The sequence below is a fragment of the Thermoactinomyces sp. CICC 10735 genome (genome assembly GCF_016055175.1).
Taxonomy (GTDB): Bacteria; Bacillota; Bacilli; order Thermoactinomycetales; family Thermoactinomycetaceae; genus Thermoactinomyces; species Thermoactinomyces vulgaris.
In genome coordinates this window covers 89,822-112,945 of the sequence record NZ_JAECVT010000001.1, presented here as the reverse complement: position 1 = coordinate 112,945, position 23,124 = coordinate 89,822, and the positions used below count along the sequence as shown (strand labels likewise).

Below are 23,124 nucleotides of genomic sequence, written 5' to 3'. Positions count from 1 at the left end.
TCTACCGTGGCCGTAAGAAAGAGGAGCCTCCCTTCTGCAAGCGGTACATTTTCCGGTATAACCCCTTCCTTGCCATTAATTCCTGATGTGTTCCCCGCTCCACAATTTCCCCCTGATGTAAAACCAAAATCAAATCCGCGTCCTGGACGGTCGACAACCGGTGCGCAATGACCAGTGTCGTCCGGTCCCGGCGCATATTTTTCAGCGCCGTTTGAATCGCTTCTTCCGTCTCAGTATCCACATGGGCGGTGGCTTCATCCAGCAACAGGATTTTCGGTTCGATCGCCATGGTACGGGCAAAAGAAATCAACTGCCGCTGTCCGCCGGACAGAGTGGCTCCCCGCTCGACAACCGGCTCTTCCCAGGCCCGTGGCAATTTTTCAATAAAGGCATCCGCTTGGACAAACCGGGCAGCTTTTTTCACTTGCTCTTCATTCATCGGATGATGCAGGCGGATGTTGCCGGTCACATCCCCCGCAAACAAAAACGGCTCCTGCATCACCAAACCGATCTTTTGGCGCAATTCCCCGTTGTCATAAAAGCGAAGCGGCACCCCGTCAATAAAAATCTCTCCGCGTTTCACCGGATAAAAACGCATCAGCAAATGAATGATCGAACTTTTTCCGCTTCCCGTATGCCCCACCAACGCGACGGTTTGCCCGGGTTTGACTTCAAAAGTGATATTTTTCAGCACATCCGTCTTTCCATCGTAAGAGAAGGAAACATTTTCAAACCGGATGTGCCCTTTTTTGATTTCGGGTGAGTGATCCCCCTCTTTTCCCGGGGCAAATTCTTTCTGATCCATCAATTCAAAAACTCTTTCCGCCGCCGTGAGCGATTGCTGCAAAGGGGACAAACGCATCATGATTTCATTGACCGGTTCGAAGATTCTTTCAATCAAATTAAGGAATCCATATAAGATCCCCAATTGAACCGCTCCGTCCCGGGAGACAAAGCCGAAATACAACAACACGGCAACCGTTGCGGCGATGGACAAAAACTGTGTCGCGGGCCGCAACATCAAAGCGAAGAACCGGATGTTTCTCATTCCGGACCGGTAATGCAAATCATTGACCCGGGAAAATTCCTTGATAAAACGCCGCTCTTGCAAAAAAGCCTGGATGATGTTCATCCCCGTGATGGAATCATTCAATTTGGCATTCATCCGGCTCAGCTGATGTCTTGAATCGCGGTAAGCCGGCAAACTGAAATCACGATATTTTTTCATCAGCCAAAAAACAACGGGAAGCACGATCATCAACCATGAAGCCAAGGTGACATCGAGCCAGAACATCCCGGCAAAAACAAAAAGAATAAACACCGTGTTTTGCAAAAAAGAAGACAAAACATGCACATAAAAATCTTTCACGGCCTCCGTGTCATTGGTGATCCGGGAAACCAGAGACCCTCCCGGCACCTGATCAAAAAACCGGAGCCCCAATCGCTGGACATGCAAAAACACATCCTCACGCAACGATCTTACCACCCATTGTGCCACAGTATGAAAAGAAAGCATCTGGTAGTAGTTGAGTCCTGCCGCAACACTTTGCAAGACAAGGATTCCCAATCCGTAAACACTTAAGACGGCAAGGTCAAACCGCCCGGGAACCAGGTATTCGTTAAGATAATGGCTGACCAGAAGCGGCACGGTCACTTCGGCGCCCGACCCGGCCAACAAGGCCGCAAATGCCAGCCAAAACCGCTTTTGATAAGGTTTCAAATATCGCAAAAGGCGTTGGAACACCACAATCCATTCATTCCTCCCCACATTCACCACAATTCCAGTTGTTGCCGCTCGTACATATGCCGGTACCAACCGTTTTTTCTCATCAAAGACGTGTGATCTCCCCGTTCGATGATTTGCCCCTGATCCAACACGATAATCCAATCGGCGGATTCGATCGCACTGATCCGATGGGCAATGATCAACGTGGTTTTGTTCTTCCGGTTTTCGGCAAGCTGTTTCAAGATGTTGTATTCCGTCCGTGCATCCACAGCTGACAAAGCGTCATCCAAAATCAAGACATCCGGGTCGGTGATCAGTGCCCGGGCCAGGGAAATCCGCTGTTTTTGCCCCCCTGACAAAGCAACGCCCCGTTCGCCGACGATCGTTTCATAACCATCGGGAAAATTCAAAACATCCTGATGAATGGACGCGATTTTGGCCGCCTTTTCCACTTCCTCCGGCTTCGCGTCCGGTTTGGCAAAAGCAATATTTTCATAAACGGTTCCGGTAAACAAAATATGTTCTTGCGGAACATAACCCATTTTTTTCCTCAGCGATGCCGGCGACACCCGCTCGACCGGGAAGGAACCAAACAAGATTTCCCCATCGGTCACATCAAATTCCCGCAACAACAACCGGATGAGGGTGGTTTTCCCGCTCCCGGTCTTCCCTGTGATTCCGATCGTTTGCCCGCAGCCGATGGAAAGATGAATATCTTTTAAAGCCGGCGTTTTTTGTCTGGGATAATGGAACCGGTTTACCCGGATGATGATGTCTCCGTCCGGAATCTCCCGCTCGGGCTCCGGTCCGTCTTTTACATCCGATTCTTCCTCCAAAAGCTTTATCACACGGTCATAAGAAGCTCTTCCCCGCTCCACCATATTGATGAGAAAGCCAAAAGCCAGCATCGGCCAGACCAATTGCCCCAGATAGATGGTGAATTGAGTGAGCTGGCCGATCGTGAGGCTTTCTCCGGCAACCAGATAAGACCCGTAAGCTATACTGAACAAAAAAGAAAAACCTGTGGACAACATGATGGTCGGATCAAACAAAGCATGCACTCTCGCCACAGCGATGTTTTTGTCTGCCACTTCACCGGTAATCCGGCTGAACGCTTCTTTCTCCGCTTCCTCCATGCCAAACGCTTTGACCATCCGCACACCGGAAATGTTTTCCTGCGCCTTGCCATTCATCCTTGAAAAGGCCTCCTGCGCGTCCCGGAACCGGCGGTTCATCATTTTCCCGTATTTCCGTGTCGTCCAGGCAATCACCGGCATCGGCAATAACGCCACTACCGTCAACGACTCATCAATAAAGAAAAACATCGTCAAGACCACCAGTCCGCCGGTGATCAATGAATCAACCAGTGTTAAAACCCCATCCCCGGCGGTTGCGACAATGGCTTGAATATCATTGGTGGCATGGGCCATCAAATCCCCTGTTCGCCACCGGTGAAAAAACGACGGCGACATCCGGGTGTAATGGACAAAAATTTGATTCCGGAGCCATTTCCCCAGCCGGTTTGCCGCGCCATACAACGCGATCCGCCATACATATCCGAGCACATACCGGATGAGCGCGGCCAGAAGGCACAATCCCGTCCAAAACCACAAATCCCGGACAGTCAGTGTGCGGCTTGCCATCAAGTCCACGACTTCCTTCACGGCATATGGCGGGAATAATTGTATCAACGCAATCAAAAGCAGTGCGACAATTCCCAGCAAATAGCTCTTTTTTTCCCTTAGAAAAAACCATTTCAAGTATTGATACCGATCCAATCCTCTCCACACCCTCCATCATCCTGCTGGCGCGAAATCATATCCTGTGATACGATTTCGTTTGTAAATATTTTTCAAGTTAAAGGAAAAGGGGGTTGGGGTCCGTGTGACCCCACAACAGAATGAAACCGGAAAACATTCGAAACATCGCGATCATTGCTCATGTGGATCATGGAAAAACAACGCTTGTGGATGCCATGTTAAGACAAAGCCATATCTTCCGGGAAAACGAACAAGTCGAAGAACGGGTCATGGACTCCAACGACTTGGAACGGGAACGCGGAATCACCATCTTGTCTAAAAATACAGCCATTCATTATAAAGACATCAAAATCAATATTGTCGACACCCCCGGCCACGCCGACTTCGGTGGAGAAGTGGAACGGGTGATGAATATGGTCGACGGCGTTCTGCTGCTTGTGGATGCCACTGAAGGACCCATGCCGCAAACCAAGTTTGTGTTGAAAAAAGCGCTGGAACGCGGACACAAAGCCATTGTGGTCGTCAATAAAATCGATCGTCCAAGCGCCCGACCGGAAGAAGTGATCAACCAGACATTTGACCTGTTTATCGACTTGGGGGCCTCGGAAGAACAATGTGATTTCCCCATTGTGTACGCGAGCGGCCTGACCGGTTCCTCCGGTTTTTCTCCGGAGGAACTGAAACCGACCATGGAGCCGCTTCTGGACACCATCATCGAGCAACTTCCGGCTCCTGTGGCCGATCCGGACGGGCCTGCACAGATACAAGCCACTTTGCTGGATTATGACGATTACAAAGGGCAGATTGTCATCGGCCGCTTAAACCGGGGAACCATACAAAAGAACCAAACCCTTGCCTTGCTTCCGCAAAACGGCGAAAAACGCACCGTGAAAGCAGGACAAGTTTTCACACACCAAGGATTAAACCGCATGGAAGTCCAACGGGCCAGTGCCGGAGACATCATTGCCATCACCGGCCTTGGTGAAGTCGGAATCGGGGACACGCTCACCGATCCGGATCATCCGGAACCGCTTTCCCCCATCAAAGTGGAGGAACCCACTTTGCGCATGATGATCGGGATCAACACCAGTCCCTTCGCCGGACAAGACGGTGAATTTCTCACATCGCGAAAAATTCGTGAGCGCCTGATGCGTGAAACGGAAAGAGATGTGGCATTACGTGTTGAAGAGACGGATTCGGCGGATCACTTCCTGGTATCCGGCAGAGGTGAACTTCATTTAAGCATTTTGATCGAAAACATGCGCCGGGAAGGTTATGAATTCCAAGTGAGCAAGCCGGAAGTGATCCTGAAAGAAGAGAACGGAATCAAGCTGGAACCTTATGAGATCGTAGAAATTGAAACCAGCTCGGAGCAACAAGGAGCCGTCGTGGAATTGCTCGGTAAACGAAAAGGACAATTGCAGGATATGGTGGTGTTGGACAGCAGAAACATCCGTTTCACATACAAAGTCCCGTCACGGGGACTGCTCGGCTTCCGGTTGCAACTTTTAACGGCGACGCACGGGGAAGCGATGATCAATACGATGTTTCATGGTTATGAACCTTATGCCGGAGACATCGAGGCATATGATCACGGCTCCCTGATCGCCTGGGAATCGGGAACAGCCACCACCTATGCCCTTCATGCCGCCCAGGAACGCGGACAGCTTTACATCACTCCCGGCACGGAAGTTTATGAAGGAATGGTTGTGGGGCAACATATCCGCGAAACAGATCTGGAAGTCAATGTATGCAAGAAAAAACATTTGACCAGCATCCGGCGCGCCACCGCGGAAGAAGCGCTCCGTCTGGACACGCCGCGCCAACTCTCCATCGATGATGCACTTGAAATCATGAAAGAGGATGAACTTTTGGAGATCACTCCCAAAACATTCCGCTTGCGCAAAAAATTATTGAAGAAAAACGAACGGGACCGGGCCCGCAAACACAAGAAATGAATCCGGACCATAACTGTCCGGCCCAATCCGTTCGCAGTCAGCCGGGGTTATTCGCCCCGGCTTTTTTGTGTTTTAACAGCCACTGATCATAGGAAAGCCGGGGCATGGAAAACATGTCTCCCCCTTTCACGTATGTCCTTCCTGCCATCCGCCCCACCGGTTTCAGTGCACCGGTGTCCACTTTCCCTTGATCATACAGCCCTTCATCCAGATGCACCCAAACCACTTCCCCGATCAGAAAATCCGCATTGGGATGCCGCCCGTTTCCCCCGATCGGCAAATGGCAGTGCAATCTGCATTCCATGTGAATTTTTGCCTCTTGAATCCGGGGAACGCGAACCACGGTCGCCGGGAGCAAATGAAGCCCGACTTTTTCCGCTTCACTTTGATCCGGCGGAAAGTCTACTGCGGTTTCATTCACCAAAGCCACATTTTCCTCGCTTACGGTGTGAACAACAAACTCCCGTTGACCGATGATATTTTTCGCCGTGTCTTTCATTTCCCCGTCCGGCTTGCGCATACAAGCAAACCCCACCATCGGAGGTTCGGTGGCCACCACATTAAAAAAACTGAACGGGGCCGCATTCACAACCCCGGAGGCACTGATGGACGTCACAAAGGCGATGGGACGGGGCAACACCGTTCCGATCAACCATTTATAATTTTCCTTTTGACTCAACCGCCCAGGATCCAGCTGCATCATTCTCCCCTTTCTATTCCGGCAGCCAACTGTACATATATTGCCGGTCTTCCATGTCCAAGGCTGCCTTGGTTACTTTCAGCGGCCGGAATGTGTCAATCATCACCGCCAACTCTTCCGTTCTATCTTTTCCGATGCTTTCCTCGGCTTTATTGGGATGCGGACCGTGAGGCAAACCGCAAGGATGCAACGTCAGGGAACCTTCATGGATGCCGCGCCGGCTCATGAAATTTCCTTTCACATAATACAGCACCTCATCGCTGTGGACATTGCTGTGATAATAAGGAGCCGGGATCGCCAGCGGATGATAATCATACATGCGCGGGACAAAGGAACAAACCACAAAGTTGGTGCCGGCAAACGTTTGATGGACCGGCGGCGGCTGATGGATGGAGCCGGTGATCGGCTCAAAATCATGAATACTGAAGGCCCATGGATACAAATAGCCGTCCCATCCGATCACGTCAAACGGGTGAAAATCATAAATATAGGCATGAAGCCCGCCGCGCACCTTGACCCGGACTTCAAATTCCCCTTTTTCATCCCGGGGGTTCAACGTCTCCGGCACCCGTATGTCCCTTTCGCAAAACGGACTGTGTTCCAACAATTGGCCAAACTCATTCCGATAGCGGCGGGGGGTCGTGATTTCCCCGGTGGATTCGATCACCAAAAAACGCTGGTTTTGATCTTTCATGTTGAGTCGCCAGGTGGTGCCGACCGGAATGACCAGGTAATCCCCCGGGGAATACGGAAGGTCGCCGAAAACCGTCTCCAGCACCCCTTCACCTTCATGCACAAAAAGGATTTCATCGCCGTCACTGTTTCGAAAAAAATAATTCATCTCTTCCACTGGCCGAACCGTGGCAATCGCCACATCCTCATTGACCAGCCAATACACGCGCCCTTCCACGGGGTCTTTTCCCGCTTTGGTTTGAAAAGTGATAAAATGCCGGTGCCGTTGGGCACCTTCTTCCTCCACCGGAATCGACCACGGGCGGATCCACTTGGCTTCACTCACCTGTGTCGGAGGATGAATATGATACAAAATGGATTGGATCCCGGAAAATCCTTTGGTCCCCATCACCTGTTCCCGGTAAAGACTGCCGTCAGGCTGGCGGAATTGAATATGCCGCTTTGGGGGCAATTGTCCCAAATGATGATAAAAGGGCATGGCCTCGCCTCCCCATTCATTCGCATAATAGTCAGATCCAATTTCTATTTTAACAAAATATTTAGTTTTTTGTCTAAATCAATGATTCTGATAATTCATTCTCCTCCGGCGGACACACGGACCGCAACAATTTTTTCATATTTGTTGCAACCCGGCCAGGGTAAAATCAGTCTAAATAAAACAGAAACCATTTTAAAGGCAGGTTTTCAAATGTGAATAAAGATCTGATTATTTCCGGTTTGTCGTTGGGATTTTTGTTTTTTATCGCCTGTTGCATGATTTTTCTTTCAAATCCGACAAAACCTTTTACCGCCGATCAGATCGAAGTTCCTGCCACAAGCGAAACAACCATTCCATAAAAAAAAATGCGCCTTTTTAAGGCGCAAAAATCAAATGGCTCACTCAACAAACCGAGCAGCTGCTTGTGGCACTTGTTCCACAGCTTTTGCAAAAATGGACTCAGCTTCTTGCGGATTGGCTGCCATCCCTTCAGCAACAACAGACTGAACATCGGTGATTCCGATAAAGCCCAAAATCGCACGGAGGTAGCGATCCGCAAACTCCAATTCCCGGGCGGGACCTTCGGAATAAACGCCGCCGCGTGCATGCAAATGAACGGCTTTTCTCCCTTCAAGGAGACCAACCGAGCCGTTTTCCGTGTATTTGAATGTTTTTCCGGCCATGCAAATGGCATCAATATATAGTTTCAAGCGCGGTGGGAAGGACAAGTTCCACATCGGGGTGACAAACACATACTTGTCCGCATCCACAAATTGGTCAACCAATTCGTTGAGCCGGTTGACTTTTTGTTCTTCTTCGGGGGTCAGGCTTTGATTTTGAGCCAATTTTCCCCATCCGCTAAAGACATCCTCATCCAGAAACGGAATGTCAGCCTTGTATAAATCCAATTCAATGATTTCATCTTCCGGACTGATTTCTTTTACTTTTTCCAAGAACGCTTTTCCCAAGCGCAAGCTGAAGGCTTCGTTTTCCGGTTTCGGATTTGCTGTGATGTATAAAATTTTAGCCACTGCTGTTCCTCCTGCTTCTGTATAAACTAACCTTTAGTAAGAAGCTTAATATATATAATTAATCAAGTCAACTTAAAAAAATTTCCTTCCTCAGGTCATGCCTTCGCCCACTGGTTTGGCGAATTCCACTGCCGTTCGCTTTGCCAATTGCTTGGCCTGATTGATAATCTCCTGGTATTGAGACGGATCGGCCGTACCTTCCGCAATGATCGATTTCACATCATAAATCCCCATAAAACCGAGCACCATGCGCAAATAACTGTCTCCATATTCCATCGCTTTCATCGCCCCGTGTGAATAAATCCCCCCTCGCGCCTGGATATGTACCGCTTTTTTTCCCACCAACAAGCCGACAGATCCTTCTTCGGTATAACGAAAGGTTTTGCCGGCCATGCAAATGAGGTCAATATAAGCTTTCAACATGGGAGGCACCCCGAAATTCCACATCGGGGTGACAAACACATATTTGTCGGCCATGACAAACTGGTCGGCCAATTCATTGATTCTGGCCAGCTTTTTTCTTTCTGACAAAGAAAGCGGAACACTCTCTTTCATTTTGGCCCACGCATCAAACACTTCCACATCCAAAAGCGGGATCTCATCCCGGTAAACATCCAATTTAATGATTTCATCAAAAGGATTGGAAAGCTCATAGGCATTCAAAAACGCCCTGCCTATTTGCAAGCTCACCGATTCCGATTCTTGTTTCGGGTTTGATGTAATATAAAGCAGAGTAGCCATGGATGACAACCCCCAAATCTTAAAAAATGCACGGAACATTTCTGTACTCATCAAATATACCATTCTTTTAGAATAAAACCATCAACAAAAATAAAAAAAGCCGGCAAAACGCCGGTTTTTTTATCAAAAGTGAATGCTTTTTGGTTTTATTCGTAATATTTTAACAAGTAGTAATGAACCTGTTCTTCCGGACTGGCTTCCTCTTCCTGCTTCAAAACGGCCCCGCACTGTTCGCAACGGACTTCTTGTTGTTCAGGAGCGTGTTGGGACTCCACGAAAACCCCTCCATCCGAATGTTGTGTTTGAACATATTATATTACAACAGTTTCTGTTGTGCAACAGTTTGTTATAATACATTATTCTGTTTTTTTATTAAATCTTGCAAAACAAGCACAAAAAAACGCACATGCAGACAAAATCTGCTATGTGCGTGAAATGGCCATGCAAAAACGGCCGGGTCTAACCGGGGGGGATCCACCGGCTTTAGTCATAGCGAACCAATGAAATGATATCCAATCCTTTCAATTTATCTCTTCCGCCAAGATAACCCAGTTCCACAAAAAAGGCCGCTCCCACCGGATCTCCGCCCAATTGCTGAATCAATTCCAATGTGGCGGAAATGGTTCCGCCCGTTGCCAGCAAATCATCGGCAACCAATACTTTTTGCCCTGGAACAATGGCATCTTTGTGCATTGCCAACGCATCTTTTCCGTATTCCAAGCTGTATGTGGTTTCCACCGTTTCATACGGCAACTTTCCAGACTTGCGCACCGGTACAAATCCCACTCCCAAGGCATATGCCAAAGGAGCACCGATGACAAACCCCCTCGCCTCCGGCCCGACAATGAGATCAATTTCTTTTCCTTCCAGTTGGCGGGCAATCTGATCAATGGCTTCTTTGTAAGCTTTTCCATCTTTTAACAGCGTGGTGATATCTTTAAACCGCACCCCCGGTTGCGGAAAGTCTGGAATCACTCGAATCTTTTCTTTGAAATCCATCTGTATATCCTCCCATGTGTGTAAAAGAAATCGTTTCAAACAAATAACGGCACAAATCTTTATAGCTTGAATAAACCAGTGTCTCCAAAACCCGTTCCCGTTCTCTTTGGTGTTGATATGTTTTGGATTCCATCAGCGACCTCTTGGCCGGGTTTTCATGGACGATCAAATCTTCCTGATCCAAGCTGACAAACCCTAATTCTTCAAACACTTGAATCATAAAAGAAATGACACGCTTTTGCAATCCTGTCACCCGCATCAGCGAAGACATATATTTGCGCAGGGAGATCTTCCCTTTCCCTGCAATCACCCGGTACAACTTTGAAAAATCTTCACGGGAAGGGGTTTTCGGCAACAAATGATCAAACTCTTTATCCCCGAACATGACATAAATCCGTTCCGCTTCCCGTCCGTCTTTCAAGCGGTTACGAAACACCTCCAATGTCGGGGGCGATTCCGCCAAGACCAGATGTTTGGCTTGCTTCATGCTTTCCTGTTGCTTTTTATCCATCAGCTCTTCCCATGTCACCACGATTCGATTCGTCGATTGGGACAATTGTTTAAACAGCGTTGAGCCGTTGGAACAGATAAAACATATTTCTTCCGGGTTCAATCCGGCAAGCTGCGACCATTCTTTCCGGTTGCTTCTGAAATCAAACACTTGCAGATGGCGGACCTCCATATCCCGGATAATGATTTGGGGAGCTCTGTGGCCGTTCCATTCATTCATCTCCAGCTCACCGAGCAAACGGATCCGGCCGTGGGGAGTGAGCCCGTCAGCCTGATCCCCCATGCGAAAACCGACCGCGCTTAAGATCCCGTTCTTCCGGTTCAAATACAATTTGACATGTTCTTGTTCCCTTCCCATGCGCTGAATCCGCGCGACAGGCATTTCTTTTACAATAAACAGCGGCTGTGGATTTCCCACTCCAAACGGAGCCAGGATCTCCAGCTGTTCAATGAGGTCTGCCCCGATTTGCTCGGCATCCAATTCTCCTTCCGCCCATTTGAGCGGCACGTAATCTTCCGGGCGGATCCGTTCTTTCGCCAACAACGAAAGCCGCTCATGCAGTTTGGAAATGTTGCGGGCCTCCAGCGTCATTCCCGCAGCCATTTCGTGTCCGCCAAATTCGGGCAACCATTCTTTACACTCGGACAAAGCTTGAAACAAATGAAATCCTTGAATGCTTCTCGCCGATCCCTTGGCCGTTTGTTTTTCTTCGTCGATTCCCAACACCACAACCGGCCGGTAATATTTTTCGACCAACCGGGACGCGACAATGCCGACCACGCCCACATTCCATCCCGGGCGGGCGACGACAATCACATACTTGTGCTTGTCCGGATTCTTCTCAATCTCTTCCACTGCTTCCAGGGTCATCTCATCCACCAATTGTTGCCGTTTTCGATTGAGCGCATCCAGTTCTCCCGCAAGGGATTCCGCTTCTTCCGGGTCCTCCGTCATCAGCAAACGGACCGCCGTGTCCGCTGTGTCCAACCGTCCGCATGCATTGATCCGGGGACCGAGCAGGTATCCCACATGACTAGCCGACACGTCATGATCAATATCGCAAGCCTGAATCAAAGCCTTCAATCCAATATGAACCGTCTGGCTCATTCTCTTCAATCCGTAACAGGCCAAAATGCGATTTTCCTCAACCAGCGGAACCAGATCGGCAATGGTTCCCAATGCAGCGATGTCCAGCCACTCTTCCGGCACCTCTTGCAACAAAGCTGTGGCCAGTTTGAAAGCGACACCGACCCCGGCAAGCATTTTAAAAGGATAGGGGCATCCCGGCTTCTTCGGATTGATCACCGCCAATGCATCCGGCAGCGTTTCCTGGGGTTCATGGTGATCAGTAATAATGAGATCCAATCCCAACTCTTTGGCATAAGCCGCCTCCTTGACCGCGGCAATCCCCGTATCCACTGAAAGAACGAGACGGAAACCGCGCTCCTTGGCTTGTTTTAAGGCCTCTTGATTGATCCCGTATCCTTCCCGGAAACGATGGGGAATATAGTAATCCACGGTTGCCCCCAACCGCCGGAGCGTTTTCAGCATCAAACAGGTGCTGCTGACGCCGTCCACATCATAATCCCCGTAAACCAGTATCGGCTCTTTGTCCCTGAGGGCCTGGCGAATTCTTTGGACAGCGGTTTCCATTCCATCCAGCAGGAAAGGATCATTCAGGTCGGCAAGGGAAGGATTTAAAAAACGGCGGGCCTCCGGGATCTCTTTGACCCCCCGGCGAATCAGCATTTTTGAAATGATGGGATGAATGTCCAGTTCTTTAGACATCGCTTCGCTTAAATCCTCATCCACCGGCTCCACATCCCACCTTGCTCTTGCATGCAACATGACCGAACACCTCTCTCTTCGCGCTAACCATTATAGCACAAAGAAAAACGGTCAGAAGACAGAAAAAAAGCCCCAAAAAAGAAGCCATGGAAAGGACATGGCTTCTCCGGTGCATTTTTATTCCGTCACGGCTTTTTTGGAAGGATGCTTTTTTTGCATCGATTTCCATTTCCAAGTGACCCAGAGCGGGCTGGCCACAAAGATGGAAGAATAAGCACCCGAAATCAATCCCAAGAGAAGGGCCAGCGAGAAATTCCGGATGCTTTCTCCGCCCAACAACCACAAAAGAAGAGCGGCAAACACCACCGTTAACACGGTGTTGATGGAACGGACCAGCGTTTGCATGATGCTGTTATTCACAATCGCCGCCAAGTCATCCCATTTGGCGGGATTTTCCTGTTTCATGTTTTCGCGGATCCGGTCAAATATCACAATCGTATCGTTGATCGAATATCCCACAATGGTCAGCACCGCGGCGATGAAAACCAAATCCACCTCGATCTGAAAGAGGGAAAAGGTTCCGACCACAAACATGACATCATACAGCAATGCCAACACGGCGGAAACAGCAAACCGGAATTCAAAGCGAATCGCCACATAAATCATGATGAAAATGGAGGCGATGAGAACCGCTTTGATGGCGTTCATGGCCGTTTCCCGCCCGACCACCGGGCTCACGGTCTGGGCCTGAATATTCACGTCGGTTTGAAAGGCCTTTTCAAAAGCCGCTTCAATCTGATTGATCTGGTTTCGCTCCATGCTATGGCTGACCCGGAAAAAAACAAACTCATTTTCCGATCCACCCGTGCGGACATCCGGATCGTGATACCCGAGTCCGGTCAAAACGGTCCGTGCTTTTTCCAGATCCACATTTGGCTTCACATGAATGTCCAGCCGGGTTCCGCTGACAAAATCGACTCCCAGGTTGAGCCCCCGAACGAACAGCGAAATGATGGAAACCGCCACGATCAACAGCGTCAGGATAAAAATCTTTTTTCGATGCTTCACAATATCAAACTTATAGATCACTGATCTCATCCTCTCTCACCCTGAACCAAACCGGGCTTTTCAGCAAGTTGGACCGGACCAGCAAATTCATCATGATCCGGGAAAGCGCCACCGCCGTCACAAAGCTGACGAGAATACCGGCAATCAGTGTCACCGAGAACCCTTTGACACCGGCACTTCCGAAGATAAACAACACCGCTCCGGCAATGATGGTGGTAATGTTCGCATCGAAAATGGTCAAGAAAGAACGTTTGGAACCGGCACGGACGGATGCTTTCATGCTTTTGCCGACACGCATTTCCTCACGAATCCGCTCATTCATAATGATATTGGCATCCACCGCCATTCCGATCCCCAGAATAAACGCGGCAATCCCCGGCAGGGTTAAGGTCACGCCCATCACCATGAAAGTCAACAGCAGCAAATACGAATAAGCCACCAGGGTCGTAACCGCCACAAATCCCGGCAACCGGTAAAAACCGATCATGAAAATAAAGATCGCAACCACGGCATAAGCCCCGGCGATGAGACTGTCCCTCAAGGAGTCTTCCCCAAGGCTGGCATCCACGGAATGGCTTTGAATTTCCTTCATTTTCAACGGAATGGCACCGGCATTCAACAGATCGGCCAGTTGTTGTGCTTCCTCCGTATCCTTTTGGCCGGTGATTTGTGCCGTTCCCCCGGTGATCACTTGCTGAACCACCGGTGCGCTGAGCTGCTGCTCGTCCAAATAAATGGCAATCGGTTGTCCCAGATGTTCACGGGTGATCTTGGCGAATTTATCCGCATTTTTCAGTTGCAACGTGACAACCGGCTGTCCCATCTGGTCATAATCGACTTTTGCCCCTTTTTCCTTCAAATCGCTTCCCTCCAGCAACACTTTCCCCGAAGCATCGCGGAAGGTGAGCTTCGCCTGTTTCCCCAGCAATTCCCGTGCTTTGTTTTGGTCTTTGACTCCGGCCAGTTGCACCCGGATGCGATTGGGCGGTTCAATGGTGATATCCGGTTCCGACACGCCCAGGACATTGATCCGGCTGTTTAAGGCCGCGGCGGTGTCTTTCAAAATCTCCGTATTCACTTTTTGTCCGGGCTCCGCCTCATATAACACTTCAAATCCGCCTTGCAAATCCAAGCCCAATGTGACATGTTTCCATATATAACCGGTAGTTGTGGCCGCCAAGCCGAAAATTGCAACCACCAGGAGGATAAATACGACGATATTGACTTTTCGCACCCTCATTCCTTGTCCTCCTTTTATGTATAAAACACCGTAATTTTAATTATCCCTGCATCCAAAAGCCATGTCAATTTTGCAAAAAAAGACGACAGCGGGATCGCGGCTGTCGTTTATTTCTTTTCATTCTTGTCATCATCATCCTTGTATACCGATAACATCAACCAGTTCATAAAGCGGTTTGCTTTCAAAGAAATGATGTCATTCACCAGCCGGTTCAGCCGGGGCCATCCCCTGCGGTAATTTTCAGAGACACAAGCCCAAACCTGCTCACCCGTCACATTTTCATAACCATACATCCGAAATTCCCTGGCTTTGCTGTTGCACAACTCTTCAATGCATTGCATCAGCTCATGCTCAGGCATCAGTTCGACAGAATCCTTCTGATAACTTCCCACCGGTTTCAAAGGACCTTGTTTCTTTCTCACTTCTCATTCACATCCCGTTTTAAAGGTATTATTCTGAAAGGTTTCCCAAAAATCCTACTTATTTTAGTTAACAACTCTGTGGGCATTCATGCAAGCCCTGTTGAAAAATTTTGCTGTTAAACATTTTTGTCATGAGTTGTCCCAGCAACTCATACGTTTAAATAGGAATCAGCGAAGGAGGGGCGTGATGGTGCGCAAAGGATTTTTATACGGCACTTTTGTTTTGGTCAGCGCCGGGTTTATCACCAAAATTCTCGGTTTTATCTATCGGATTGCCCTGTCCAGAATCATCGGCGATGAGGGAATGGGCCTGTTTCAAATGGCGTTTCCGATCTTGTCCTTCACCATCGTGATCACCACCGCCGGACTGCCGGTGGCCATCTCCAAACTCGTCTCCGAAGCGGAAGCAAAACAGCAAGAAGGAAGGATTCGTTCCATTCTCATTATTTCGATATTTATCGTCATCATAACCAGCACCATCGTCACCGGAGGCGTTCTCATAGCAGCCCCATGGATTGCACGGATGCTCCTCACGGATGAACGGGCCATTTACACCTTGCTCGGAATCGCCCCGATTATTCCGATCATTGCCGTTTCATCCATATTCCGCGGTTATTTTCAAGGGCGGCAAAATATGAGCCCTTATGCCATTTCAACCATTGTCGAACAATTCGTCCGCATCTTCACCGTCCTTCTCATCGCCGGTTATTTATTGAAATTCGGCGTGGAATATGCCGCGGCCGGAGCCATGCTCGGAATGGTGGTCGGTGAATTCGCCGGCATGATGTTTTTGATCCGTTCCTTCAAAAAAGATCCGACCCGCCCAAAGTTGGACAAAACCTTTTTGAAACCGGGTTGGAAACCTTTCCGGCAAACTTTCCGCGATCTTTTTCGTTTAGCTGCTCCGGTGACAGCCAGCCGCATGATCGGTTCTTTCTCTTACGCCATCGAACCGATCGTCGTAGCGCAAAGTTTGGCCATGGCCGGATTTGCCACAACAACAGCGACCGCTTTATACGGGCAACTGGAAGGAATGGCCGTCCCGTTGACCTTCTTTCCCGCGTTCATCACTTACGCCTTGTCCGTGTCATTGGTTCCGGCTGTCAGTGAAGCGGCCGCAAAAAAGAATGACCGGCTGATCGAGCACCGTTTGCAACAAGCGATCCGGTTATCTTTTATTGTCACCGCGCCTTGTGCCCTGATTTTGTATCTCTTGGCTGAACCGCTTTCCATTCTGTTGTATCGCCAGCCGGATGTCGCCCGCTTGATCCGGATCATGGCCCCTTTCACCATGATTCATGCTTTGCAAGGTCCGTTCGCTTCGGTCTTGCAGGGATTGGACAAAGCACAAGCACCCATGCGCAACTCCATCATCGGGGCCGTTTTCAAAACCATTCTCATTCTCATGCTCGCATCCCGGCCGGAACTTGGCATCGACGGAGTGGCGCTTGCCATCAACTGCGGCATTTTGATCGTTACGACGTTGCATTTCATCGATATCGTCAAGCTGGTTCCATTTCACCTGAAAATAAAGGAATGGGGAAAGCTGGCCTTAACCATTTTCATCGCCGCGGTGGTTTTTCGTTTCAGCAATTTCAGCGGTTCGGATTCGATGCTGATCCAAACCGTCATCCAAGCCGGAGTCACCCTGTTGTCCTATGGAATCTGCTTGATTCTTTTTTCACTCATCCAAAAAAACGATGTCTTGCGTATTCCTTTGATCGGAAAGTGGGTTGCCCGGATCCTGCCTAAGTAAGGAGTTTAAGAATCTTTCCGGTCGATGAACAGTTTTCCATTGTTGTTTATAGAAGCATAAAAGATTTCTTTGAAATCCCGGTACCCTTGTTTTTGAATCTCATTTTTCAGCCAGAAACGGGTTTTTCCGATTTGTCTCAACCCGTCATCCTGGACCTTCCCGTCAATAATGAGTGGAACCGGCATTTGAAACGGACGCAAGGACTTATGTACGCTTTCTTCGGAAGTCTTTTTTTCTTTTGGAAAAACACTTAACTTCCCGGTGGTTTCCAAGATCGCAAATTCCACATCGGAAATATCGGCAATGTTTTTCTCTCTCAGTTGAACCATCAGATCATCCATGTTGTAGCGGGCTTTGGCCATCTGATCATCCAGGATTTTTCCCTTTTCCACAATGACCACCGGCTTTCCGTCCGCCCATTCTCTGATTTTTTTGCTTTTTAAAGAAAGATAGGAAATGAACACTTGAAAGATCGCCAAGGTCAATATGGAGATAATGCCGATATACAGGGGCTTTTCCGAATCGATCGCCATTGCGGAAAGATCGGCAATCATGAACGAAACAATCAGATCAAACACCGACAGTTTGCCGATCTCCCTTTTTCCCATCAATCTCATAATCACAAGCAGGAAAAAATAGATAAATACCGTGCGTAAAATGATGGTCCATATCAACCTTGGTCACCTCCTTTTCAAAACATAGTTTGACCAAATGCCCCCTCTTTATGAATGCTCAAAAAATACCAGGCATAAGGATGTATTAATAAAGAAAGGAGAGGAAAAGCAATGAAAGAAGCTTTTTTCGACTCCGCCAAAAAAGGCGTCCGGTCTCCCTGGCTCATCGGGCAATGCGTCATCTGGGGAATTGTCCTTTTGGGCTCGCTGATGGTAACCTTGTTTTTGCAATACTCCACCTTGTCCTCCCACCGCCTCCCGATGATTGCCTATGTGTTGAATTTCGCCGCCTTGTTAAGCGGAGGCTTTGTCACCGCCCGCAAATCGGAGCATCGCGGTTGGATGGCCGGCGGGATTCAAGGAATCATCTATGCCCTGATCATCTTGCTCATCGCCTTTTTGGCTTTTGACAGCCTGACGTCCATTCATCCGCTTTGGCTTTCCTTGTTTTCCTTCGGTGGAGGCGCACTGGGAGGAGTTATGGGGGTACAAACCAAAAAAGATTAAATGCCCGGTAAAACCAAAAAAAGCTTCTGATCACAAGATCAGAAGCTTTTTGGCCTTATTTGGATTCCTCTTTGGCTTCTTCTTTTTTCTTCTCTTCTTTCTCTGAGGTTGTATCCTCATCGGTTACCACCGAATTCACCGAAGAGCGTTCAAAAACCAAACGGGTATTGTCACTGACTTTTAACGTCACCCGGTCTTCCGTCAAATCCACAATCGTTCCGTGAATCCCGCCGATGGTGATCACTTTGTCACCTTTTTTCAAAGCATTCAACATGGTCATCCGTTCTTTTTGCCGTTTTTGCTGTGGGCGGATCAACAGAAAATAAAACACGACAAACATCAGAATAAGCGGTATCAACGTACCCCATTGTCCCATAAATTGGTCCTCCTTCAAAAAGGTTTTTCCGGATGCAAACTTCCGTAATACTTCATCATAAATGCATCACGGAAATCAAGCAGCCGGTCTTCCAGGATCGCTTGGCGAACCTGTTTCATCAATTCAAGCAGAAAATAAAGATTGTGGTATGTGATCAGACGCAAGCCGAAGGTTTCATCCGCTTTGATCAAATGCCGCAGATATGCTTTGGTATAGTTTCGGCAAGTATAGCAATCACATTCCGGATCCAGTGCGGTGAAGTCTCGAGCATATTTGGCATTGCGCACCACAACACGCCCTTGGCTGGTCATTGCCGTCCCGTTGCGGGCAATTCTTGTCGGCAATACACAGTCAAACATGTCGATCCCCCGGATGGATCCTTCAATGAGCGCATCGGGTGATCCGACCCCCATCAGATAGCGCGGTTTGTGCCCGGGCAACAAAGGAGTGGTATAGTCAAGCACTTCATACATCAGTTCCTTGGATTCACCCACACTGAGCCCGCCCACGGCATAACCGGGCAAGTCCAAATCAACAAGCTGACGGGCACTTTCCTCCCGCAAATCCTGATACATCCCGCCTTGGACGATGCCAAACAGGGCTTGCTCGGCCGGACGCTGATGCGCTTTCATACATCGTTTCAACCACCGGTATGTACGTTCGGTTGAAGCTTTGACATACTCACGGTCAGCGGGGTATGGCGGACATTCGTCAAACGCCATGATAATGTCTGCTCCCAATGCGTTTTGGATCTCCATTGCCTTCTCCGGACCGATAAACAGCTTTTCCCCGCTGATATGGGAACGGAACGTCACTCCTTCTTCCGTGATGTCGCGCAACTTGCTCAGACTGAACACCTGAAACCCGCCACTGTCCGTCAATATCGGACGATCCCAGTTCATGAATGCGTGCAATCCCCCTGCTTCCCGGACAATATCATGTCCCGGACGCAAAAACAGATGGTAGGTATTGCTTAAAATAATTTGCGCATTCATTTCTTTGAGTTCTTCCGGGCTCATTGTCTTCACGGTTGCTTGCGTTCCCACCGGCATAAAAATAGGAGTATCGATGGTTCCGTGTGGTGTATGTAAGCGACCCAACCGGGCGCCGGACTGTTTGCACGTTTTAGTGAGTTCATATTTTACAGCCAAGGTGTTTCCTCCTATTGAACTAACCATTCTGACAAAAATGTCATACTCCTTCTAAACATTATAGAGAACACCATGAACAAGAACAAGCTTTTCGTAAACTCTTTTTAAAGAATCAGCATCGCGTCCCCGAAACTGAAAAACCGGTATCGTTGGTTCACTGCTTCTTCATAAGCCGACAAAATCAATTCACGGGAGGCAAAAGCGCTCACCAGCATCAGCAAGGTGGACTGCGGGAGATGGAAATTCGTCAAAAGACCGTCCACCACACCGAACTGAAACCCGGGATAAATGAAGATATCCGTCCAGCCCTGATCTTTTTTGATTTCCCCGTTTAATTTCCGGTACACGGTCTCCAAAGTGCGCACACAGGTGGTTCCCACAGCAACCACTTTATTTCCCCTCTGTTTGGCGGCATTGATTTCTCTTGCGGTCTCCCCGCTTATCTCATAGTATTCCGCATGCATCTGATGGTCCTCAATCCGCTTGGCCGTCACAGGACGAAAAGTTCCAAGCCCCACATGCAACGTGATGAAAACCACTTTGACTCCTTTTTCACGGATTTGGACCAATAACTCCTCCGTGAAATGGAGTCCTGCCGTCGGGGCCGCTGCCGATCCGACCACTCTGGAAAAAACGGTCTGGTACCGTTCCGGGTCGTCCAGCTGTTCATGGATATACGGGGGAAGAGGCATTTGCCCCAGTTGTTCAAACAACTTTTCGAGATCCTCCTCTTCGTACTGCAACGCAAACACCCTTCCGCCCGCCACTTCCGTCTGCTCTTGGGCGACAGCTTTCAACCGGCCTTCCCCGAATTGTATCACGGTTCCCTGTTTGACCCTTTTTGCCGGGCGGACCAATGCTTCCCACCGGTCATTTCCGAGCGGATTTAACAAGAGCAGCTCAATCTTCGCACCGGTTTCTTCTTTCACACCGATTAACCGGGCCGGGCGGACACGGCTGTCATTTAAGACAAGCACATCCCCGGGATTGAGATAATCGAGGATATTTGTAAACTTCGCGTGGCGGATTTGTGATGTTTTCCGGTCCACCACCATTAGCCGGGAGGCATCCCTCCTTTCGGCCGGAGTTTGTGCGATCAATTCTTTCGGCAAATGATAATCGTACAAGGATACATCCATTTCGTCGTTCCCTTCCTTCTTCCATCCAAGCTCAAAGAAAAAAGCCCGTTCCTATCGAAACAGGCGAAACAAATAGCTTAATAACGATAAGACAATGCTGATTACAATGCAAGTGACAATCGGGAAATAAAACCGCGTATTTCCTTTTTCGATCACAATGTCACCGGGAAGTTTGCCCAACTGCAAATACTTCCCTCCCACTTGCCAGAGAAGCCCGATCACCACAAGAACCAAGCCCATGACAATCAACGTCTTTGCAAAAGGATTCATTTCGGCCACTCCATGTTAAAATGCTCGTAACATTGTTTGGTAACCATCCGGCCCCTCGGGGTGCGCTCCAAATAACCGATTTGCATCAAATACGGTTCATATACGTCTTCAATCGTGTGCGCTTCTTCCCCGATCGTGGCCGCCAGCGTGTCCAAGCCGACGGGACCGCCCCGGAACTTTTCGATGATGGTCATTAAGAGCCGGTGGTCCACATGGTCTAACCCCATTTTGTCCACTTGAATGCGATCCAATGCATCCCGGGCGGCTTCTTCCGTAATCAATCCGTCACCTTCAACCTGGACAAAATCCCGGACCCTTTTTAACAGCCGGTTGGCTATCCGCGGCGTTCCCCGCGCCCGGGAAGCAATCTCTCTGGCTCCGTTTCCAACCACCCGGACATTTAACAAATCGGCCGCCCGCTCCACAATTAAGGCCAACTCTTCCACCGAATAAAATTCCAGACGGCTCATCACCCCAAACCGGTCCCGCAACGGCGAAGACAGGGAACCGGCCCGGGTGGTGGCCCCGACCAAGGTGAACGGGGGAAGATCCAGCCTTACCGAACGGGCGCTGGGGCCTTTTCCGATCATAATGTCCAAAGCAAAATCCTCCATCGCCGGATATAAAACTTCTTCCACCGAGCGATTCAGACGATGAATCTCATCGATAAACAACAAGTCATTGGGTTCCAGATTGGTTAAAATCGCCGCCAAGTCCCCCGGACGTTCAATGGCCGGGCCGGAGGTGACCCGGATGTTTACGCCCATTTCATTGGCAATGATTTGGGAAAGCGTGGTTTTCCCGAGTCCCGGCGGACCGTACAGCAGCACATGATCCAATGACTCGCCGCGCATCTTGGCCGCTTCTATGTATACTTTCAGATTCTCTTTTACCTGCTTTTGCCCTATATATTCGTGAAAATACCGAGGGCGCAGACTGTATTCGACCATCTCATCGTCATGGTTCGCCTTGGCAGAGATGATCCTCTCTTCCATGTCCGACCCTCCTACCTGTTCATCATGATCTTCAATGCCTGTTTAATCCATGTTTCGGTGTCCAACTCTTCTTCCGATCCTTTCAACACTTCCTGTACAGCCCATTTTGCTTCTTCTTCATTATAGCCAAGGACCTTTAATGCTTCAATCACATCCCTTTCTTTTGCAGCCGGCACGGACCGGGGCATCGGGGATGCAACCGCAAGATCCGGAAGATGAATCTTTTTCAACTTGTCTTTTAAATCCAACACCAGGCGTTGAGCCGTTTTTTTCCCCACTCCCGGCAACCGGGTCAATTGTTTGACATCCTCCATTTGGATCGCCCGCACCAACTGATCCGGCTTCATTCCGGAAAGCATGCCCATCGCCGCTTTCGGGCCGATGCCGGAGACTTCCAACAGCAGGCGGAACAAATCCCGTTCTTGTTTGGTGTCAAATCCGTATAACAGTTGGGCATCTTCCCGCACCACAAAATGGGTGTACAAAAACACTTCCGCCTCCTGCTCATAGGCATACGGTTTCGTCACATAAACCTGGTAACCGATTCCGCCTGTTTCCACCGCCAAATAATCCTCTTCCAGATAATGAACTATCCCTTTCACAAAATCGATCATCGCTTCAATCCCCACTTTTTGTATTTTTGCACCGTTCCGGAAGAATGCGCTTCACAAATGGCAATCGCTAGCGCATCCGCCACATCGTCCGGTTTTGGCACGGACGGCAAATGAAGCAACAATTTCACCATTTCCTGCACTTGCTTCTTGTCTGCTTTTCCGTAACCCACCACAGCCATTTTCACTTGCAAAGGGGTATACTCCGTGATCGGGATCCCGGCCTCTTCCGCAGCCAGCATCATCACGCCCCTTGCTTGTCCGACGGTAAATGCCGTCGTCACATTCCGGTTGAAATACAATTTTTCAATGGCCACGACGTCGGGCCGGTATTTGGAAAAAAGCAATGTACAAGCATCATAAATTTCCTTCAAACGCGCGGGAACCGGCATCCCGGCCGGCGTTTGGATACTGCCGTAATCGACATCCACCAGCCGGGTGCTCCCCTGCTTGTCAAGGATGCCGTATCCCACGATGGCGATCCCCGGATCTATGCCCATAATACGCATCTCAGTGGTTCCTCCCCAGAA

23 protein-coding genes are annotated in these 23,124 nt (G+C 49.2%); 3 read left to right on the top strand and 20 right to left on the bottom strand.

Annotated features, from left to right (window positions below; translation table 11 throughout):
• Position 1: 1 nt before the first annotated feature.
• Positions 2-1,747 (bottom strand): ABC transporter ATP-binding protein, encoded by a 1,746-nt coding sequence (locus tag I8U23_RS00565; RefSeq protein ID WP_198050596.1) that lies wholly within the window; start codon positions 1,745-1,747, stop codon positions 2-4.
• A 23-nt stretch (positions 1,748-1,770) separates the two neighbouring features.
• A complete protein-coding gene (locus I8U23_RS00560) occupies positions 1,771-3,504 on the bottom strand; it encodes an ABC transporter ATP-binding protein (RefSeq protein WP_049720036.1) in 1,734 nt (577 codons plus the stop codon).
• Positions 3,505-3,626: 122 nt separating this feature from the next.
• Here I8U23_RS00560 and typA point away from each other — a divergent pair, with 122 nt between their 5' ends.
• Positions 3,627-5,444, top strand: coding sequence for a translational GTPase TypA (gene typA / locus I8U23_RS00555; RefSeq protein ID WP_037993947.1), 1,818 nt, complete (start codon positions 3,627-3,629; stop codon positions 5,442-5,444).
• A 37-nt stretch (positions 5,445-5,481) separates the two neighbouring features.
• On the opposite strand, the gene I8U23_RS00550 is transcribed toward typA, so the two are convergent.
• From I8U23_RS00550 to I8U23_RS00515, 10 genes are all read right to left on the bottom strand, one after another.
• Positions 5,482-6,144 (bottom strand): flavin reductase family protein, encoded by a 663-nt coding sequence (locus I8U23_RS00550; RefSeq protein WP_049719918.1) that lies wholly within the window; start codon positions 6,142-6,144, stop codon positions 5,482-5,484.
• A 13-nt stretch (positions 6,145-6,157) separates the two neighbouring features.
• Positions 6,158-7,315: a homogentisate 1,2-dioxygenase gene (locus I8U23_RS00545; RefSeq protein ID WP_037993951.1), complete on the bottom strand. Its 1,158-nt coding sequence runs from the start codon at positions 7,313-7,315 to the stop codon at positions 6,158-6,160.
• A 398-nt stretch (positions 7,316-7,713) separates the two neighbouring features.
• Positions 7,714-8,346: an FMN-dependent NADH-azoreductase gene (locus I8U23_RS00540; RefSeq protein WP_037993953.1), complete on the bottom strand. Its 633-nt coding sequence runs from the start codon at positions 8,344-8,346 to the stop codon at positions 7,714-7,716.
• 90 nt (positions 8,347-8,436) lie between these two features.
• Positions 8,437-9,087 (bottom strand): FMN-dependent NADH-azoreductase, encoded by a 651-nt coding sequence (locus I8U23_RS00535; RefSeq protein WP_037993956.1) that lies wholly within the window; start codon positions 9,085-9,087, stop codon positions 8,437-8,439.
• Between the two features lie 146 nt (positions 9,088-9,233).
• Positions 9,234-9,362 carry a hypothetical protein gene (locus I8U23_RS13525; RefSeq protein ID WP_255347154.1) on the bottom strand — a complete coding sequence of 43 codons (129 nt, stop codon included), beginning with the start codon at positions 9,360-9,362 and terminating at the stop codon, positions 9,234-9,236.
• 208 nt (positions 9,363-9,570) lie between these two features.
• Positions 9,571-10,086 (bottom strand): adenine phosphoribosyltransferase, encoded by a 516-nt coding sequence (locus tag I8U23_RS00530; protein WP_037993958.1) that lies wholly within the window; start codon positions 10,084-10,086, stop codon positions 9,571-9,573.
• Positions 10,025-12,445, bottom strand: a complete 2,421-nt coding sequence (recJ, locus tag I8U23_RS00525; RefSeq protein WP_049719916.1) for a single-stranded-DNA-specific exonuclease RecJ — start codon at positions 12,443-12,445, stop codon at positions 10,025-10,027. Before recJ ends, I8U23_RS00530 begins: the two co-directional genes overlap by 62 nt.
• Before the next feature lie 117 nt (positions 12,446-12,562).
• The gene (gene secF / locus I8U23_RS13655) at positions 12,563-13,483 is read right to left on the bottom strand and encodes a protein translocase subunit SecF (RefSeq protein WP_340711943.1); all 921 of its coding nucleotides are present in this window, start codon (positions 13,481-13,483) and stop codon (positions 12,563-12,565) included.
• Entirely contained in the window at positions 13,464-14,693 is a 1,230-nt protein-coding gene (gene secD / locus I8U23_RS13650; protein WP_309485127.1) for a protein translocase subunit SecD, read from the bottom strand. Before secD ends, secF begins: the two co-directional genes overlap by 20 nt.
• A 107-nt stretch (positions 14,694-14,800) precedes the next feature.
• Positions 14,801-15,115, bottom strand: coding sequence for a post-transcriptional regulator (locus I8U23_RS00515; RefSeq protein ID WP_231564570.1), 315 nt, complete (start codon positions 15,113-15,115; stop codon positions 14,801-14,803).
• Positions 15,116-15,302: 187 nt separating this feature from the next.
• Between I8U23_RS00515 and spoVB the strand changes: the two genes are divergently transcribed.
• On the top strand, positions 15,303-16,871 hold the full coding sequence (spoVB, locus tag I8U23_RS00510; RefSeq protein WP_062842947.1) for a stage V sporulation protein B: 1,569 nt from the start codon (positions 15,303-15,305) through the stop codon (positions 16,869-16,871).
• A gap of 5 nt (positions 16,872-16,876) precedes the next feature.
• Here spoVB and I8U23_RS00505 read toward each other — a convergent pair whose 3' ends face one another.
• Positions 16,877-17,488, bottom strand: a complete 612-nt coding sequence (locus I8U23_RS00505) for a DUF421 domain-containing protein (RefSeq protein ID WP_084712885.1) — start codon at positions 17,486-17,488, stop codon at positions 16,877-16,879.
• A 168-nt stretch (positions 17,489-17,656) separates the two neighbouring features.
• Here I8U23_RS00505 and I8U23_RS00500 point away from each other — a divergent pair, with 168 nt between their 5' ends.
• On the top strand, positions 17,657-18,052 hold the full coding sequence (locus I8U23_RS00500; RefSeq protein WP_121874018.1) for a TIGR04086 family membrane protein: 396 nt from the start codon (positions 17,657-17,659) through the stop codon (positions 18,050-18,052).
• 55 nt (positions 18,053-18,107) lie between these two features.
• On the opposite strand, the gene yajC is transcribed toward I8U23_RS00500, so the two are convergent.
• The 7 genes from yajC to ruvC all read right to left on the bottom strand — a co-directional run bounded on the left by yajC (position 18,108) and on the right by ruvC (position 23,103).
• Positions 18,108-18,428 carry a preprotein translocase subunit YajC gene (gene yajC / locus I8U23_RS00495; RefSeq protein ID WP_037993966.1) on the bottom strand — a complete coding sequence of 107 codons (321 nt, stop codon included), beginning with the start codon at positions 18,426-18,428 and terminating at the stop codon, positions 18,108-18,110.
• A gap of 14 nt (positions 18,429-18,442) precedes the next feature.
• Positions 18,443-19,579, bottom strand: a complete 1,137-nt coding sequence (gene tgt, locus I8U23_RS00490; protein ID WP_175413188.1) for a tRNA guanosine(34) transglycosylase Tgt — start codon at positions 19,577-19,579, stop codon at positions 18,443-18,445.
• A gap of 104 nt (positions 19,580-19,683) precedes the next feature.
• Entirely contained in the window at positions 19,684-20,718 is a 1,035-nt protein-coding gene (gene queA, locus I8U23_RS00485; RefSeq protein WP_198050595.1) for a tRNA preQ1(34) S-adenosylmethionine ribosyltransferase-isomerase QueA, read from the bottom strand.
• Positions 20,719-20,769: 51 nt separating this feature from the next.
• Entirely contained in the window at positions 20,770-20,988 is a 219-nt protein-coding gene (locus tag I8U23_RS00480; RefSeq protein WP_037993971.1) for a DUF2905 domain-containing protein, read from the bottom strand.
• Positions 20,985-21,983 (bottom strand): Holliday junction branch migration DNA helicase RuvB, encoded by a 999-nt coding sequence (gene ruvB / locus I8U23_RS00475; protein WP_198050594.1) that lies wholly within the window; start codon positions 21,981-21,983, stop codon positions 20,985-20,987. Before ruvB ends, I8U23_RS00480 begins: the two co-directional genes overlap by 4 nt.
• Positions 21,984-21,994: 11 nt before the next feature.
• Positions 21,995-22,597, bottom strand: coding sequence for a Holliday junction branch migration protein RuvA (gene ruvA / locus I8U23_RS00470; protein ID WP_037993974.1), 603 nt, complete (start codon positions 22,595-22,597; stop codon positions 21,995-21,997).
• Entirely contained in the window at positions 22,594-23,103 is a 510-nt protein-coding gene (gene ruvC, locus I8U23_RS00465) for a crossover junction endodeoxyribonuclease RuvC (RefSeq protein ID WP_037993975.1), read from the bottom strand. Before ruvC ends, ruvA begins: the two co-directional genes overlap by 4 nt.
• Positions 23,104-23,124: the final 21 nt, after the last annotated feature.

Coding starts and splice junctions, on each gene's coding strand:
- typA (WP_037993947.1), top strand. CDS start 3,627: ATGAAACCGGAAAACATTCGAAACATCGCGATCATTGCTCATGTGGAT.
- I8U23_RS00550 (WP_049719918.1), bottom strand. CDS start 6,144: ATGCAGCTGGATCCTGGGCGGTTGAGTCAAAAGGAAAATTATAAATGG.
- I8U23_RS00545 (WP_037993951.1), bottom strand. CDS start 7,315: ATGCCCTTTTATCATCATTTGGGACAATTGCCCCCAAAGCGGCATATT.
- I8U23_RS00535 (WP_037993956.1), bottom strand. CDS start 9,087: ATGGCTACTCTGCTTTATATTACATCAAACCCGAAACAAGAATCGGAA.
- I8U23_RS00530 (WP_037993958.1), bottom strand. CDS start 10,086: ATGGATTTCAAAGAAAAGATTCGAGTGATTCCAGACTTTCCGCAACCG.
- recJ (WP_049719916.1), bottom strand. CDS start 12,445: ATGTTGCATGCAAGAGCAAGGTGGGATGTGGAGCCGGTGGATGAGGAT.
- secF (WP_340711943.1), bottom strand. CDS start 13,483: ATGAGATCAGTGATCTATAAGTTTGATATTGTGAAGCATCGAAAAAAG.
- secD (WP_309485127.1), bottom strand. CDS start 14,693: ATGAGGGTGCGAAAAGTCAATATCGTCGTATTTATCCTCCTGGTGGTT.
- spoVB (WP_062842947.1), top strand. CDS start 15,303: ATGGTGCGCAAAGGATTTTTATACGGCACTTTTGTTTTGGTCAGCGCC.
- I8U23_RS00505 (WP_084712885.1), bottom strand. CDS start 17,488: ATGAGATTGATGGGAAAAAGGGAGATCGGCAAACTGTCGGTGTTTGAT.
- I8U23_RS00500 (WP_121874018.1), top strand. CDS start 17,657: ATGAAAGAAGCTTTTTTCGACTCCGCCAAAAAAGGCGTCCGGTCTCCC.
- yajC (WP_037993966.1), bottom strand. CDS start 18,428: ATGGGACAATGGGGTACGTTGATACCGCTTATTCTGATGTTTGTCGTG.
- queA (WP_198050595.1), bottom strand. CDS start 20,718: ATGGATGTATCCTTGTACGATTATCATTTGCCGAAAGAATTGATCGCA.
- I8U23_RS00480 (WP_037993971.1), bottom strand. CDS start 20,988: ATGAATCCTTTTGCAAAGACGTTGATTGTCATGGGCTTGGTTCTTGTG.
- ruvB (WP_198050594.1), bottom strand. CDS start 21,983: ATGGAAGAGAGGATCATCTCTGCCAAGGCGAACCATGACGATGAGATG.
- ruvA (WP_037993974.1), bottom strand. CDS start 22,597: ATGATCGATTTTGTGAAAGGGATAGTTCATTATCTGGAAGAGGATTAT.
- ruvC (WP_037993975.1), bottom strand. CDS start 23,103: ATGCGTATTATGGGCATAGATCCGGGGATCGCCATCGTGGGATACGGC.